Raw genomic sequence first — 15,069 nt, 5'->3', positions numbered from 1 at the left:
CAGAAAGAACAATGACAACTCTGCACTCTGCCACCACGGCGACTACCCCCTCTGAAAAAGGCTTGCTGGCACGCATACGTACGGCCAGCACTGCACTGAGCCGCGCTGAACGCCAGGTCGCTGAATTTTTACTGCAAAAACCGCACGACGCACTCGAGATGTCTATCCGCGTACTGGCACTGGCCTGCGATGTGAGCGAGCCTACCGTCGCGCGCTTTGCCCAGAGTCTGGGATTCGATGGTTTTAAATCGTTTAAACTGGCCTTCGCTAAAAGTCTGGCAACCGGCATCCCCTATTTGCATCTGGATGTCAATCAGGCCGATCAGGTCAAGGATGTGTTACCTAAAGTGTTTGACCGCACCATCGCAGCATTGATGGAAGCCAGGAATAACGCTAACACTGCCAACTTTGAAGCTGCAGTCAGCCTGCTGGCACGCGCGCGCCGTATCGAATGCTACGGCCTCGGCTATTCAGGCGCACTGGCGATCGATGCGCAGCTCAAATTCTTCCGTTTCGGCATTCCGACCACGGTATTCTGCGACGCGCATTTACAGGCCCAATCGGCTTCGCTGCTCAACAGCGATTGCGTGGTGGTGGCGTTTTCACGTACCGGCCGCACGCGCGATCTGATCAACAGCGTACAACTGGCTAAGCAAGCCGGTGCCAAGGTGCTGGTTTTGTGCGCCAGTGGCGGTCCGCTGGCAGAACTGGCCGATGTGCATATCAGCGTCGACGTGGAAGAAGATCCCGATATCTACACACCCATGACTTCACGCCTGGCGCATCTGACCTATATCGATGCGCTGGCCGTTGCAGTAACCCTGATGCGTGGCCCGGCTGCCATCGATATGCTGGAGCGCGCCAAAATCAGTATCAGTGAAAAGCGCATAGACTCGAAAGTCTGATGCTATGCCAGATATCCTCCAGACAGCTTAGCAAGCTGTTTGACATGCATCATTCATATCATTCATTTGACTCTCGGTGTGGCACACAGGCAGCAAATTCTGCCTGATCTGCAAAGCATCTCTTCTGTCTGTCGTGTTTTTAGGTGATACTCGGCACAGGAGGCCGTATGTACACAATCTCAACACAACAAATCATTGAAGACGTACAGGACTTGCCCACGCTGCCCGCGGTGGTCATGGAAATACTCAATAACATCGACAAAGAAGAGGTTGACACCCATGAGCTGGCCGCCAAAGTGGCTCACGACAGTGCGCTGACCGCCAAGACATTAAAGCAAGCCAACTCAGCTTATTACTCAACCCTGGTAAAGGTCACGACCATCCAGCAGGCGATCGCTTTGCTGGGTCTGGTCACTGTGCGCCAGATCATCATCAGTGCCGCACTCAGCGGCTGCTTCCCGGAAAATAACTGTACTGGCTTCAGCCATAAAAATTTCTGGCGCCACTCTAATCTGGTCGCCATCGTAGCGCGCATCCTGGCGCGCCGCTTAAAATTCAATCAGGAAGTCGCGTACACCGCAGGCCTGTTGCATGACATCGGCACACTGGTTCTGGTCAGTAAACACAGTACAGAATACGCAGCTGCCCTGCTTTGGCAACAGGACAATGCCACCACCCAGCTGAATGCTGAGCGCCACATCCTGGGTACCGACCATGCGGCGGTGGGAGAGGCACTTGCGCAGGAATGGAATTTTTCAGAGCAGATGATACATGCGATTGCAGGACACCATCATCCTGAACGCCCTGGCGCTGGATTTTTAGCCAGCATCGTCCACGTCGCCAATGGCATCACCCATGCACTGGGCCCGAGTGGTACGCAAAGCTACACGCCACCTGAAATCAATGGCGTATCCTGGGAAAGCGCAGGACTCGATCAACAGGCGCTCAACGAAGTACTGGAAGAAGCCAAAGCCGAATTTCTGAAACTGGAACAGGATATCGCGATATAAGGAGGCATCATGCGCAGCATTAGCTTAGCACTGGCTGGCCTTGTCCTCGTATGGACACTGGCATCCTCGCCAACTGCACATGCACAGCAAAGTGCGACTAATCCCCAATTCGATGCTGAGCTGGCGAAGAAACTGGGTGCGGATCAGCGCGGTATGCGCCGTTACGTGATGGTGCTACTGAAAACCGGACCCAATAAAATGGCCGCAGGCCCTGAACGCGATGCGATGTTCGCCGGGCACTTCGCCAACATAAAAAAGTTAGCGACCGAAGGATTGCTGGTCACCGCAGGACCTTTTGACGGCGTCGACGGCTGGCGTGGCATGTTTATTTTTGCAGTCAACAGCATCGCCGAAGCACAGGCTTTGACCACCACCGATCCCGTCATCCAAAAAGGTGAGATGGTGGCCGAATATCATATCCATTATGGCACTGCTGCCCTGATGGAGATCCCGGCACTGCATCAGAAGCTGACACCAAACCTACCCTGAAGCGTGCAGGCGAGTCAGGCGTCGTTCAGATTACGCCATCGCTGTCTATCATGTGGCCGAGCTTGGCAACCTTGGTATCCAGATAGCGGTCATTGTGCGGATTACGTCCTGCGATCAGCGGCAGGTGTTCTGCGATCGTAACGCGCAAACCCTGCATGGCGGCGATCTTGCGCGGATTGTTCGTCATCAGACGTAAAGCGCTGATCCCCAAATGTTTCAACATGGGTTCACACAAACTGTAATTACGCAAGTCAGCGGCAAAGCCCAGCCGCTGATTCGCTTCCACCGTATCGGCACCCTGATCCTGCAAATGGTAGGCACGTACTTTATTGAGTAAGCCTATACCACGGCCTTCCTGACGCAGATATAACAAGGCACCACGGCCCTCTTCCGCAATTTTTTGCAAAGCCAGTTCCAGTTGTGGGCCACAGTCACAGCGGCGGCTGAACAAAGCGTCACCGGTCAGGCATTCAGAATGGATACGTGCTAATACTGGCGCGCCATCATTGACCTGGCCCAGGGTCAGTGCCACATGTTCTTTTCCGGTGGAAGCTTCAAAAAAAACATGCATTTGAAATTCTGCCCAGCGCGTGGGCAAGCGGCAGGATTCAACGAACACCAGATCTTGCGCACTGTTATCGGCAGGCGCCACGGTTTCAGACATAGACAAACTCACAATATTTTTTGGATAGCAGTTGCGGGTTTCCGGTGGCGACTGCAACAGTGGCGGATAAAGCCGGAAAGCGGCAAAACCGCAAGTATAAACGAGTGCGGATTTTTCGACCGGAAACCGCTACATTTTCGAGGAAACCGACCAGTCAGCGCAAAATCTCATTTTCTCTGATAGCCATATCAGCAAACGCAGCGACGATGCAAAAAGCCGCATTTTCTGTAAACCAGCCCACCCGCTGCGTCAGTGTTTGCGCTGGCATCAGAAAAACAGGTAACAACCTGTTGCGCTCAGGGTTGCAAGACTTTCAGCACTGCACCGGCTTGTAGTTGAAGGAACGTGGAAAACACGGTTAACGGTCGCTTGCATTGCAATGAAAGCGTTTGCCCTTGCTCAAGTCCCAGCAGCACTTCCTGACGAAGGCGACAAGCATCCACCATCGCTTGCAGCGTGCGGCGATCACCGCTGTAAGGCAAACCTTCAATCTGCATGACGCTGATTGTCGTGCGCAAACGCTGACATTGCGGTAAGCCGCTGATCACGATTTTATCTTTCTGCGGATACAGATCACGCAATCCGCTGCAGTCTTCACGCATCATTTGACCAATGGCGCTGACCAGCATCTCGTGCTGCTGTGCATCGGTCGGCGCTGCACTGAACGCGAGTGGCGAAGCACTCAGCCAGTCCTGCCAGACTTGATTCAAGTTTTGCTCCGAGCGCAACAACTGTGGCAAATGCCGAGGCTGGCAGTCCGGCTGATCGCCGCATTCCATCATGGTGGCAAAATCAACCGGCATTTGTTGCGTCACCGGCCTCTGCTGCATTTTCAGCAAACGGCTGTAATACGCATCCAGTCTGGCGTAAGCCTGCCCCGGTGGCACACTTGTTGCCAGCGCATACACATAAGCTGGTAAGCCACACACATAGCCGATGCGACCACCATCAACCTCCGACCTGCTCAGGCTGCGTAAAGATCGTTGTCCGGCACTGATCAGGCAACTGGCCAGTGCGTCATCGACATCAGCGGCTGCTTGCTGCGGGGTCAGCCAGCCCAGATGCAGGCTGGTCATCCAACGTAAAAACTCCGCACCGCCTTCATGAATCAGGCGCTCTTCCGCATAACTGGCGGCACCCGCCGGATACACTTGAAAGCGGTGACTGAATTCATGGGCAACAAATTGCGACACTGTACGCTGTCCGCCCGCATCCATCGTATGCGGCCAGTTAAAAAAAGCCAGCTGCAAAATATCCTGCGCATTGCCGTTAAAATAACTGGGGCCATCATCGCGCACCGACGCGGCAGCGATCATCGGCATCTGAAACGGTACCGACGGCAATTGCTTGCGCAAATGCTGCACACTATGATCCGCCACTTCCCGAATCAAACCGATCGTCGCAGGCGGCAAATCAGCATCAGCATAAAAAGGGGTCCCCTGAAACTGCAAACCCGACGTCGGAAACAGCATCACCGGTAAACTGTCACGCGCTTTATTCGATGCGCTGATCTGCAAGCTTCCATCGACGATATCACCACCGGTTGCAATAGCCGGTGCCTGCACTACATACTGCGCTGCGCCACAAGTCTTATCGACGGCGTAATTGCTGGTATGCAGCAGCACTGCATCGCCAATCGGCAAAGCTGGCTGGTAATGATGAAACAATTGCTTAGTGACCGGCACAGCGAACCGCGCGATACAAGCAGCACCAGAGGTCGTTTTTTGCCACACAATGCTATCCCCCTCCAGCCGAGCGCAATCATTTAGCGCCTGCCAGCCGTCACGTAAGCCTTCGTTATCACGATTTTCCTTCTGAAACTGCAGACGAGAACAGGACTTGGACGGGGTGTAACTGACTTCCAGCCGCGTCGCTGGCTGCCCGGCAGGCAATTGTGGGTAATTAATTTGTATCGTCATTCCTGCGGCAGGTACGTCCGCCGCCTGCACCGGAAACACCAATCCAGCGGCAGCCAGTGCCAGCACTGTTGCCAGCCCGGTACCCTGCAAATCCATCAGTGACTTTCTTACAGACATCATTGACGTTCTGCGTATTATTTGTTTTTCTGGTTGATTTGCCGAACTTGCCTTTGTCATTCCCACTGCAAACATCACTTTCTCCCGTTCTGCGCCACGATCCAGACGTGGCTTTGCCTGAGGAAAAGCAGTTTCCAACAAAGCAAGATACCTTGCAAGCAAATTCCGGCATTCATTCCTGAACACCCCAGCAACTGTGGGAAGCATGCGACAAGCGATGCAATGACGCAGAACGCGGCATCTTCGTCAAAACATCCCTATCCGCTCAAGCCATGTTTTCGGACACCTGGATCTGTTGTGATTTATGACGATGCATGACTGAAAAAACAGTTAGCACCGATACGCATACCAATTGATAAAGCCGCAAACGGCTGGCGAATTTCTTTAATCGCATTGGCAAGGACGCCCTGCTACGCTCAGCCCTGTCACAAGCAGATCTGGCATCGGTCAGCATAGCAGGAAGAGATGGATGGCCCGACACAGGCCGAACAGTAGCGTTGAGAACTATTCCAACCATACTCTCAGGCTTCTGTTCAGAAATACCGGTTGCAACAGCGCGTCATCATAGAACTGCAAAAACAAAAAATCTCTGAATTTCATCTGGAACCAGAACTCAACTCCTGACCAGAGTACGCATAAAAAAAAGGGGAGCCTAAGCTCCCCGGATACTGGAACAACAGCGCAAAAAAAATCTTAACGGCGGCGTAACTGGCTGATATCACGCACCGCACCACGATCAGCTGAAGTGGCCAATGCTGCATACGCCTGCAAAGCCTGCGACACGTAGCGTTCACGGTTTTCCGGCTGCCAGGCTTGTTCACCACGCGCTTCCATCGCGGCACGACGCGACGCCATTTCTTCCGCGCTGATGCGCAATTGTATGCTGCGCGCCGGAATATCAATATCGATCATATCGCCTTCCTGTACCAGTCCAATCGCCCCCCCCTCTGCCGCCTCTGGCGAGGCATGACCGATCACCAGACCGGATGAACCACCGGAGAAACGGCCATCGGTAAACAGCGCGCAGGCTTTGCCCAGGCCTTTGGATTTGATATATGAAGTCGGATACAGCATTTCCTGCATACCAGGTCCGCCTTTCGGGCCTTCATAGCGAATGATGACGACGTCACCAGCATGCACAGTATCCTGCAAAATACCTTCCACCGCGGCATCCTGACTCTCAAACACACGCGCTTTGCCACTGAAGCGCAAGATGCTTTCATCAACACCGGCTGTTTTGACGATACAGCCTTTTTCTGCCAGATTGCCATACAACACAGCCAGACCACCATCCTGCGAATACGCATGCGCATTATCGCGGATACAGCCAGCAGCGCGGTCACTATCGAGCGTATCGAAGCGGCGTTCCTGAGAAAATGCCTGCTGGGTCGGCACGCCGCCCGGCGCAGCCTTGAACAGGCTGTGTACCTCAACGTTCTGAGTGACAGCGATATCGTAATTCGCAATCGCCTGCGCCAGCGTGCTGCTGTGTACAGTTGGCCGCGTGGTATCGAGCAAACCGGCGCGTGCCAGCTCACCCAGGATCGCGATGATGCCGCCTGCGCGATGCACATCTTCGATATGGTATTTATCCGTCATCGGCGCCACCTTGCAAAGACAAGGTACTTTGCGCGAAATACGGTCTATGTCTGCCATGCTGAAATCGACCCCGGCTTCATGCGCGGCCGCCAGCAAATGCAATACGGTGTTTGTAGACCCCCCCATCGATACATCCAGCGCCATCGCATTTTCAAACGTCGCTTTAGTCGCAATCGTGCGTGGCAAGACGCTGTCGTCATCCTGCTCGTAATAACGTTTAGCCAGTTCAACGATTAAACGTCCGGCGCGCAGGAACAAAGCTTTACGGTCAGCATGAGTGGCCAGGATAGTGCCATTGCCAGGCAGGGATAAGCCCAGTGCCTCGGTCAGGCAATTCATAGAGTTCGCCGTAAACATGCCGGAACAGGAACCGCAAGTTGGACACGCAGAGCGCTCAATACGGCCAACTTCTTCATCCGAGATACTGCTATCACCCGCTTTGATCATGGCATCGACCAGATCAATTTTCATGATCTTTTGCCCTGCAACGGCAGAATTGGATGGATGCAGTACATCGAGCACCTTACCGGCTTCCATCGGGCCACCCGATACAAACACCACCGGGATATTCAGGCGCATGGCAGCCATCAGCATGCCAGGCGTAATTTTGTCGCAATTTGAAATACACACCATCGCATCCGCACAATGGGCGTTCACCATGTATTCCACCGAATCGGCAATCAGTTCGCGCGAAGGCAGCGAATACAGCATGCCGCCATGACCCATCGCGATACCGTCGTCCACTGCGATGGTATTGAATTCTTTTGCGACACCGCCTGCCGCCTCGATTTCACGCGCCACCAGCTGACCCAGATCTTTCAGATGCACATGCCCCGGCACGAATTGGGTGAACGAATTCACCACTGCGATAATGGGTTTATTGAAATCGGCATCGGTCATACCGGTCGCACGCCATAAAGCGCGGGCACCGGCCATATTGCGGCCATGGGTAGTGGTACGGGATCGGTATTGCGGCATAGCGGACTTTCATGGATAGATACAAGTCCTTAGCTTGCCCCGGACGCAAGCATATGTCAAATATCAAATTAAACGATAATTAAGACATAAATAATATCAATACAGCTAAGATCAATTGGTTTCAGCGAAATCTGACCACGCTGACTGATGCGCACTCAGGGCAAACGGTGCACGTCAACACCGCGCAACATGGCACAGATATTGTCGGATTTTTCATCATCAAAACCGCAGCGCAGCACCTGCTCTGAGGGGTTATGCCAGGTACCGAACAACATATCCCAGACTGGCAAACCATAGTTTTGCGCGTGATGGCCGTAAGCGTGATGCACTCTGTGCATTTCCGGTCTTTGTATCAGATAGCCCAACCAGGTGGGCGAGCTGCGGTCATGCAGATACAGATCGAACACACCCGTGAACAGCAACGCCCAGGCTGCACCCATTCCCGTTGCACCAAACAGCAGATAACTGCTCAGGCACGAAATCAGGGTCGCGCATGCGGTATCGAGCGGATGTGCAAAGAATGCCGTCAACGATTCGATTCTTCGAGCAGAATGATGTAACTGATGAACATGGCGCCACAAAAAATCACTGGCGTGGGTTGCGCGGTGCCACCAGTAAAAAAACAAACTGGTACTGAGAAAACTTAGAAATCCAAGCACAGGGGCGGCCAGCTGATCGGCCAAAGGTAATAAGGCATAATGCCGGATCGCCGGCCCAAACACATAGCCTGTCGTGATCGTCACACCAACAGTCAGTAAGCCCATGCTGAGTGCCATGTATTGCCACCGCTTATCGCAGGAATTACCAGATGCGGGCGCAATGACTTCACGCGTAAACAAAGCGACAAACACCAGGAGTAACACGGGATATGCAAACCATTCCATAACATGACAAGCTTGGTTAAAGTATGCGTAGCTTAGCGCTCAACACCAAATTCTGCACCAACAAAGCGCTCACTTGCACCATAAATCGCAAGCAGGCCGGACAAAATCACACGCTTGCCACTGATGCCTCTTCTACGGCGAATAAGTCTGGAGACCCAGACTGCTTCATGAAGGCCAGACATTGATCGGCCGATAAAGGATGACTATACAGAAAACCCTGCACCTGATCACAAGTCAAGGCGCACAGCGCCGCTTCCTGTTCTGCATTTTCCACTCCTTCAGCGATCACTCGCATTTCCAGTGCATGTCCAAGCTGAATAATAGCGTGCGATACTGAACGCCCCTGTCTGGTCTGAATTTTTTGAACAAAACTCTTATCCATTTTCAGATAATCGAGCTGATAAGTCTGCAGCGCGGCCAACGAAGAATAACCAGTACCGAAATCATCAAGCGCAATCTGCACGCCCGCGCTACGCAATTCCGCAATAATGGTGTGCGCACGGCGCGGGTCTTCTATCAGAGAACTTTCTGTGAGTTCCAGCTGCAGAAATTCACCGGCAATTCCATTCAGATTCAATAGCGCTTTGATACGCGCGACGAAGCCATCATCCTTAAGCTGTAAAGGCGACACATTGACCGCGACGGACACATAAACACCCTCTTGCCGCTGCCAGCTTTCCATCTGCATGATCGCAGCCTTGACGACCCAGTCGCCAATCGCCGCAATCAATCCAGTCTGTTCCGCCACCGAAATAAACACCAAGGGACTGACGACGCCACGCAGTGGATGACGCCAGCGCAACAAGGCTTCCAGTCCTTGCAATTGCATAGAGGGGAGGTCAAATTTGGGTTGATAGACCAGGAAAAATTCACGATTTTTGAGTGCCAGCTTTAACTCATTGTAATCAGGCCGGTATTCCGCACAGGATGCCAGCATCTCGGGCCGGTACTGAACTATGGGGGTATTGTCAGATGTCTGGGCAACCTGCAACGCAGCAAAGGCATTATTAAACATCGCTTCCGGCGTGGTCGCGTCACCCGGATAGCAGGCAATGCCAACTTTACATTTCAGATCCAGCCAGACGCCATCCACGACCAGACTGCTATCCAGATCTGACTTCAGCTGTGCTGCAAAATGAAGCAAGCCATCGACCTGTGACAGATCGGTCACGACCAACGCAAACTCATCCCCGCCCAGGCGGCAAACACTGGCTCGCGAATCGGCCAGCCTTTCCAGTTCACGCGCAACCTGACGCAATAGCTGATCGCCAAAACCATAGCCATGACTCTCATTGATCCATTTAAAATTATCGAAATCGATCAGCAACAAAGCCAGCGACTGACACTGTGTTACCGCCTGTTGCATTAACTGTTCTAGCAGATGGTGAAAAGCCTGACGATTTGGCAAACCGGTCAGTGCATCTTTCCAAAGTGGATTTTCAAAAATCGGCAACAATCTCAAGCTCATTTCTTGAATTAAACGGAGGGCATCAGCACTACAAAACACTTAGTCTGCGTTTGTAGACGAAGGCAACAGAACTGGATGACAGCAACGCCGGACCATACGAACTTTGCGAAACCGGTGTGATTACAGCAAAGTACAGCAGTATAACCAGACTCAGACCAGTATCATGCAGAATTTATGCCATGCCTGACATCCTGTCTCAGGTCGACGTGCGCTGAAGCGGATTCTCACCCAAGGTCTGCCCAATTTATGCAACAGTGATGTGCAAACCCGCGTATAGCCGGACATCAGAGTGCACACTATAATCGCCAGCCTCTGCCCCCAACTCACTCTACTTTTTTGGAAAAAACTCATGTCTGCCACCCTGCACTATATCTACGACCCTTACTGCGGCTGGTGCTACGCCGCCGCCCCTTTGCTCAGCGCAGCGCAAGCTGTAAACGGATTGCAGATTCGTCTGCATGGCGGCGGAATGATGGCAGGCGCAAGACGCACGCAAGTCAGCCCTGCCCTGCGTGACTATGTGATTCCGCATGACCTGCGCATTGCACAGCTGACCGGACAGGTGTTTGGCGAAAACTATTTTGAAGGTTTGCTGCGCGATAGCAGCGCAGTATTCGATTCTGCAATGCCTATCACGGCCATCCTGACCGCACCGGCGTTGGGTGTGGACGCGCTGAATATGCTGAAGGCAATCCAGCACGCACATTATGCAGAGGGTCAGAAAGTGTCAGAACTGGGTACCCTAAGCGCCATAGCTGCACAACTGGGTGCGGAACAAGCGGCCTTCCACACCAGCTGGCACAGCTTATCCGGCAGTGCGACTGAACAGCATATCCAAGACAGCCGTCGTTTGCTGACGCAACTTGGCGGTGGCGGCTTCCCTACGCTGGCACTGGAACAGGATGGGCAATTGCAGCGCCTGGATATCAGCTCATGGCTGGGAAAAGCTGAAGCATTTCAACAATGGCTGAAGAGCCATTCCGCTGCGCCATCAGCAGCTTCCGGCGCATTTTGCAGCATTGATGGCTGCTGATCAGCCATCCTGCATCCCCCGAAGTCAGGCTTGTGTCATGCAGAACGCTGCAGTGCAGGCCTGGCAGCCGTATGTTCGGCTGTGATCTGTACACTACCGGCTGTATTTACACTGGCCAGACGGACCTGAGCCGTTGCAGTTAACTCACCATTGGGTACCAGTTTAAAAGAATTGACCAGCTCTGCCAGCAGCCCGGCCTGACGCCGCAGTGATTCTGCAGAGCTGGCCGCCTCATCAACCAACAAAGTATTTTGCTGAGTCATATCATCAATCTGCAATACGGCCTGATTCAGCTGCCCGATCTGCGCACTCTGCTCCTGACTGGCTATGCTGAACTCCTGCATGATTTGCGCTACCTGGCGCACACCGGATACCAATCCATCCATCGTTTTACCGGCATCATCAACCAGGCGTGCGCCCATTTCTACCTGATTCACCGAGTCGGTAATCAAGGTTTTGATTTCTTTAGCTGCATTCGCGCTGCGCTGTGCCAAGGTCCGGACTTCACTAGCCACCACCGCAAAGCCGCGTCCCTGCTCACCCGCGCGCGCAGCTTCGACAGCGGCATTCAGCGCCAGAATATTGGTTTGAAATGCTATGCTATCAATGACACCGATAATGTCCGCAATTTTTCCTGAACTGGTTTTGATGGCTCCCATGGTCTGCACCACGTTTCCGACCGCCTGCCCACCCTGTTCAGCGACCAGAGCCGACGACATGACCACCGTGTTGGCTGCGGTCGAATTATCAGCATTGTGCTGCACTGTGCTGGTCAGTTCATCCATAGAACTGGTGGTTTCATCAAGTGCACTTTTCTGAGATTCAGTATGCGCTGAGAGTTCATAGCTGCACTCTGCAATTTCTACCGCCACAGCATTCACGTGGCCAGTACTTTGCTTGATCTGACCAATGAGCAGCTTGATATTGGTTTGCAGTACACGCAGTGATTGCACAGCCTCACTGATTTCATTGTTATCGCTGACAGTAATACGCAACGATAAATCACCCGAACTCATGGCGTGGATATGCGCCTCCAGCTGATGCAGGGGCTCAGCGATACTGCGGTACAGATTGCGGCAAAATAGTGCGGCGAGTACAGCGCCCAATGCGGCTGCCCACAAGGCATGTTGACTGACTGCAGCGGCAGGCAGGATCGCGGTCAGCACCAGGATCAGCGTCGTCAGCACACAGTACAACACCAGCTTATCGCGTACACTCAGATCCAGCCAGTTACGCAGCGTCGCTGCTGCTGAGTGCCGCACAACGCAACCTTCGCGCACAGATAAGCCAGGGTCACCACGCTGCAAGGCTTTATAAGCGGATTCTGCAGCACGAATCTGCTGACGCTCAGGCTTCACCCGGATTGAGGTATAACCGACTACCTTTCCATTTTTTACTAGAGGCGCGGCAGTTGTCTCCACCCAGTAATAGTCGCCATTTTTACAGCGATTTTTAACTAAACCATTCCAGGCTTTACCACTTTTCAGGGTGCGCCAGAAATCAGCGAACGCCGCGGCAGGCATATCTGGATGGCGCACGATGTTTTGCGGCGCCCCCATCAGCTCATCCATAGTAAAGCCACTTACACGGACAAAATCGTCATTGGCATACGTGATATTTCCGGCTAAGTCGGTTTTCGAAACGATGGTTTCCCCTTCGCTTAATACGTATTCCCGCTTTGTTACCGGTCGCTGACTACTCATTCCTACTCCCGTTATTCAGACACGATGTTGTAACCGGATCACGACTGAAGTCGAACCGGTGCTGACCTCACTGTGCGCACATGACAGCAAGTCAGCGAGCATCACTCTTGCGCCGCAAGATGAGGGAGCCAGCACTTCATCGTTAAGCCGTGACAAGATCCGGAACTGAGCTTAAATGTTTTATCAAAAAAGAATTTTGCGGTGCCGCAAAAGTAGGGGTATCTGTATCAAACAGCGGGGGTTTGCGTGGTGGGATAGTGACAGTACGACATCGCAGCAGAGCGCGAGCCGCCTGTCCGCCAGCTCTGAAGCTGGCAAACAGGGCTTACACTTATTTTGCTAACAATTTCTTTTGCGTCGCATGGGCTGCCTTGATTGGCGTCACCCTTGCGGTGGATGCGACTGTAGGGGCAGCAGCATGTCTGACCAGGCGGAAGGCATTGACCAGATCGGTCAAGGCTCTGGCCTGCTGACGCAGACTCTCGGCAGATGCGGCAGCCTCTTCCACCTGACCGGCATTTTGCTGCGTCACATCATCCATTTGCGTAATGGCCTGATTGATCTGCTCTATGCCTGAACTTTGTTCCTGACTGGCAGTTGTGATTTCATGCATGATATCAGCCGCACGTTTCACCCCGGTCACGATTTCTCCCATGGTCTTACCGGCTTCATCGACCAGTTTGGCGCCTGTTTCAACCTGAGCAACCGAGTCATTGATCAATACCTTGATTTCCTTTGCTGCGTTGGCGCTGCGCTGTGCCAGATTTCTGACTTCACTTGCGACCACCGCAAAGCCCCTACCCTGCTCACCGGCACGGGCTGCTTCTACCGCAGCATTGAGTGCGAGGATATTCGTCTGGAAAGCGATACCGTCAATCACACCGATAATATCGGCGATTTTGCCAGAACTGGATTTGATCGCACCCATGGTAGTGACCACATTGGCGACTGCCTCGCCGCCTTTTTCTGCGACTTTGGCTGTTGCTTCCACCAATTGACTGGCTTCAATCGAATTTTCGGCATTCTGCTTGACTGTCGACGTCAGCTCTTCCATCGACGAGGCGGTTTCTTCCAGCGAGCTGGCTTGGGATTCGGTACGTCCCGAGAGTTCTGCATTACCCTCTGCAATCACCGCCGCGCCACTGGATACATGACCGGTACTTTGCTTAATTTGTCCGATAAGCAGTTTCACATTGGTTTGCAACACACGTAAGGCCTGGGTCACGCGAGTGATCTCATCATGTCCGCTGGCTACGATATGCCTCGACAAATCACCACCACTCATCACCGCGATCTGTTGTTCCAGTTCATGCAGCCGACTAGTCAGCGCCGCCCCCATGATCAAACCAAAAGCCAGTGCCAGCACCAGTCCGAGAACCGCGATAGTCACAACACTACTTGTGCCCGGACTATCAAACAAAGCCAGACTCAGCAAAGTCAGAAACAAAATCGCCATTGCCGCTGAAAAGCTGATTAACCTGCTCTGCAAAGAAAGATGTGTGAGCTTGCCGAGTGGCCCGGCAGTGGTTCTGCGTACTGCATTACCTTCCACAATGCGCAATGAGGTATCTCCGCTTTTAATTGCACGATAAGCTGCCTCAGCTGCGCTGACTTTGGCGCGGTCTGGTTTGACACGGATTGAGGTATAACCAACGACCTGTCCGTTTTGCACCAGCGGTGCGGCAGTTGCCTCCACCCAATAATGATCACCATTTTTACAGCGGTTTTTGACCAAGCCAGTCCAGGCTTTTCCTTCTTTAATCGTGCGCCAGAAATCGGCAAAAGCCTCAACCGGCATATCCGGATGGCGCACGATGTTCTGTGGTGCACCTAACAACTCTTCCTCAGTAAAGCCACTGACTCTGACGAAATCATCGTTGATATACGTGATATTGCCTTGCAAATCAGTCTTGGAAACAATGGTTTGATCATCGCTTAGGATGTATTCGCGATTGGTAACAGGTAAATTAGTACGCATCTCGTGACTCCCTGATTGTCTAGCCAAATTTTAATTATTGAATTGATCAAGTACCCGATTAAGTAAAACGCCCCTTCCTTCTAAAATATTGCTCTGAGAATAGTTGAAGAATGCAAAACTTTCCAAGTTTCCCAGCCTATTTTTAGTGAAATTTGCAAAATTTATAGAATGTATGCCTAAACGATACAGGCGTCATCGCTTTGACGCAGATCAAAGGTAACATCATTTAATGCGTAAAATAAGTTTGAGGCAGATCAATCTAACTAAAAATAGTTAGCTGCAACAGGGGTAACCCGAGTAGATAGAGGAAAATTGAGCGCCA

General features: G+C 52.6%; 11 protein-coding genes. 4 read left to right on the top strand and 7 right to left on the bottom strand.

The features are described from left to right. The first annotated feature begins 11 nt into the window (after positions 1 to 11). The 3 genes from H8K47_RS04255 (at position 12) to H8K47_RS04245 (ending at position 2,404) form a co-directional block, all read left to right on the top strand. Positions 12 to 905, top strand: coding sequence for an SIS domain-containing protein (locus H8K47_RS04255; protein ID WP_186880174.1), 894 nt, complete (start codon positions 12 to 14; stop codon positions 903 to 905). A 167-nt stretch (positions 906 to 1,072) separates the two neighbouring features. After that, positions 1,073 to 1,915 (top strand): HDOD domain-containing protein, encoded by an 843-nt coding sequence (locus H8K47_RS04250; RefSeq protein WP_186880173.1) that lies wholly within the window; start codon positions 1,073 to 1,075, stop codon positions 1,913 to 1,915. A gap of 9 nt (positions 1,916 to 1,924) precedes the next feature. After that, complete coding sequence (locus H8K47_RS04245; protein ID WP_186880172.1) at positions 1,925 to 2,404, top strand: YciI family protein; 480 nt, start codon at positions 1,925 to 1,927, stop codon at positions 2,402 to 2,404. Positions 2,405 to 2,429: 25 nt separating this feature from the next. Here the strand turns inward: H8K47_RS04245 and ribA are convergent, their stop codons facing one another. From ribA to H8K47_RS04220, 5 genes are all read right to left on the bottom strand, one after another. Continuing rightward, the gene (gene ribA / locus H8K47_RS04240) at positions 2,430 to 3,068 is read right to left on the bottom strand and encodes a GTP cyclohydrolase II (protein ID WP_186880171.1); all 639 of its coding nucleotides are present in this window, start codon (positions 3,066 to 3,068) and stop codon (positions 2,430 to 2,432) included. Positions 3,069 to 3,364: 296 nt separating this feature from the next. Beyond that, complete coding sequence (locus tag H8K47_RS04235) at positions 3,365 to 5,107, bottom strand: hypothetical protein (RefSeq protein WP_186880170.1); 1,743 nt, start codon at positions 5,105 to 5,107, stop codon at positions 3,365 to 3,367. Between the two features lie 690 nt (positions 5,108 to 5,797). Beyond that, positions 5,798 to 7,681, bottom strand: coding sequence for a dihydroxy-acid dehydratase (gene ilvD / locus H8K47_RS04230; RefSeq protein WP_186880169.1), 1,884 nt, complete (start codon positions 7,679 to 7,681; stop codon positions 5,798 to 5,800). A 155-nt stretch (positions 7,682 to 7,836) separates the two neighbouring features. Further along, a complete protein-coding gene (locus H8K47_RS04225; protein WP_186880168.1) occupies positions 7,837 to 8,565 on the bottom strand; it encodes a sterol desaturase family protein in 729 nt (242 codons plus the stop codon). Between the two features lie 106 nt (positions 8,566 to 8,671). Continuing rightward, complete coding sequence (locus H8K47_RS04220; RefSeq protein ID WP_186880167.1) at positions 8,672 to 10,033, bottom strand: putative bifunctional diguanylate cyclase/phosphodiesterase; 1,362 nt, start codon at positions 10,031 to 10,033, stop codon at positions 8,672 to 8,674. A 349-nt stretch (positions 10,034 to 10,382) separates the two neighbouring features. On the opposite strand from H8K47_RS04220, the gene H8K47_RS04215 reads away from it, so the two are divergent. Then, entirely contained in the window at positions 10,383 to 11,066 is a 684-nt protein-coding gene (locus H8K47_RS04215) for a DsbA family protein (RefSeq protein WP_186880166.1), read from the top strand. Positions 11,067 to 11,101: 35 nt separating this feature from the next. On the opposite strand, the gene H8K47_RS18590 is transcribed toward H8K47_RS04215, so the two are convergent. Both H8K47_RS18590 and H8K47_RS04205 read right to left on the bottom strand, forming a co-directional pair. Beyond that, on the bottom strand, positions 11,102 to 12,769 hold the full coding sequence (locus tag H8K47_RS18590) for a methyl-accepting chemotaxis protein (protein WP_186880165.1): 1,668 nt from the start codon (positions 12,767 to 12,769) through the stop codon (positions 11,102 to 11,104). 331 nt (positions 12,770 to 13,100) lie between these two features. Continuing rightward, positions 13,101 to 14,747 (bottom strand): methyl-accepting chemotaxis protein, encoded by a 1,647-nt coding sequence (locus H8K47_RS04205; RefSeq protein WP_186880164.1) that lies wholly within the window; start codon positions 14,745 to 14,747, stop codon positions 13,101 to 13,103. Positions 14,748 to 15,069: the final 322 nt, after the last annotated feature.

Origin of the sequence: Cognatundibacterium rugosum (assembly GCF_014284365.1) — a bacterium.
In the GTDB taxonomy this organism is placed as follows: domain Bacteria; phylum Pseudomonadota; class Gammaproteobacteria; order Burkholderiales; family Burkholderiaceae_D; genus Undibacterium; species Undibacterium rugosum.
The sequence above is the reverse complement of the archived record's forward strand: the minus strand, read 5'-3'. Positions and strand labels throughout refer to the sequence as shown.

Excerpts from the sequence above, each read along its gene's own strand:
- H8K47_RS04255 (WP_186880174.1), top strand. The coding sequence starts at position 12 with ATGACAACTCTGCACTCTGCCACCACGGCGACTACCCCCTCTGAAAAA.
- H8K47_RS04250 (WP_186880173.1), top strand. The coding sequence starts at position 1,073 with ATGTACACAATCTCAACACAACAAATCATTGAAGACGTACAGGACTTG.
- H8K47_RS04245 (WP_186880172.1), top strand. The coding sequence starts at position 1,925 with ATGCGCAGCATTAGCTTAGCACTGGCTGGCCTTGTCCTCGTATGGACA.
- ribA (WP_186880171.1), bottom strand. The coding sequence starts at position 3,068 with ATGTCTGAAACCGTGGCGCCTGCCGATAACAGTGCGCAAGATCTGGTG.
- H8K47_RS04235 (WP_186880170.1), bottom strand. The coding sequence starts at position 5,107 with ATGATGTCTGTAAGAAAGTCACTGATGGATTTGCAGGGTACCGGGCTG.
- ilvD (WP_186880169.1), bottom strand. The coding sequence starts at position 7,681 with ATGCCGCAATACCGATCCCGTACCACTACCCATGGCCGCAATATGGCC.
- H8K47_RS04225 (WP_186880168.1), bottom strand. The coding sequence starts at position 8,565 with ATGGAATGGTTTGCATATCCCGTGTTACTCCTGGTGTTTGTCGCTTTG.
- H8K47_RS04220 (WP_186880167.1), bottom strand. The coding sequence starts at position 10,033 with ATGAGCTTGAGATTGTTGCCGATTTTTGAAAATCCACTTTGGAAAGAT.
- H8K47_RS04215 (WP_186880166.1), top strand. The coding sequence starts at position 10,383 with ATGTCTGCCACCCTGCACTATATCTACGACCCTTACTGCGGCTGGTGC.
- H8K47_RS18590 (WP_186880165.1), bottom strand. The coding sequence starts at position 12,769 with ATGAGTAGTCAGCGACCGGTAACAAAGCGGGAATACGTATTAAGCGAA.
- H8K47_RS04205 (WP_186880164.1), bottom strand. The coding sequence starts at position 14,747 with ATGCGTACTAATTTACCTGTTACCAATCGCGAATACATCCTAAGCGAT.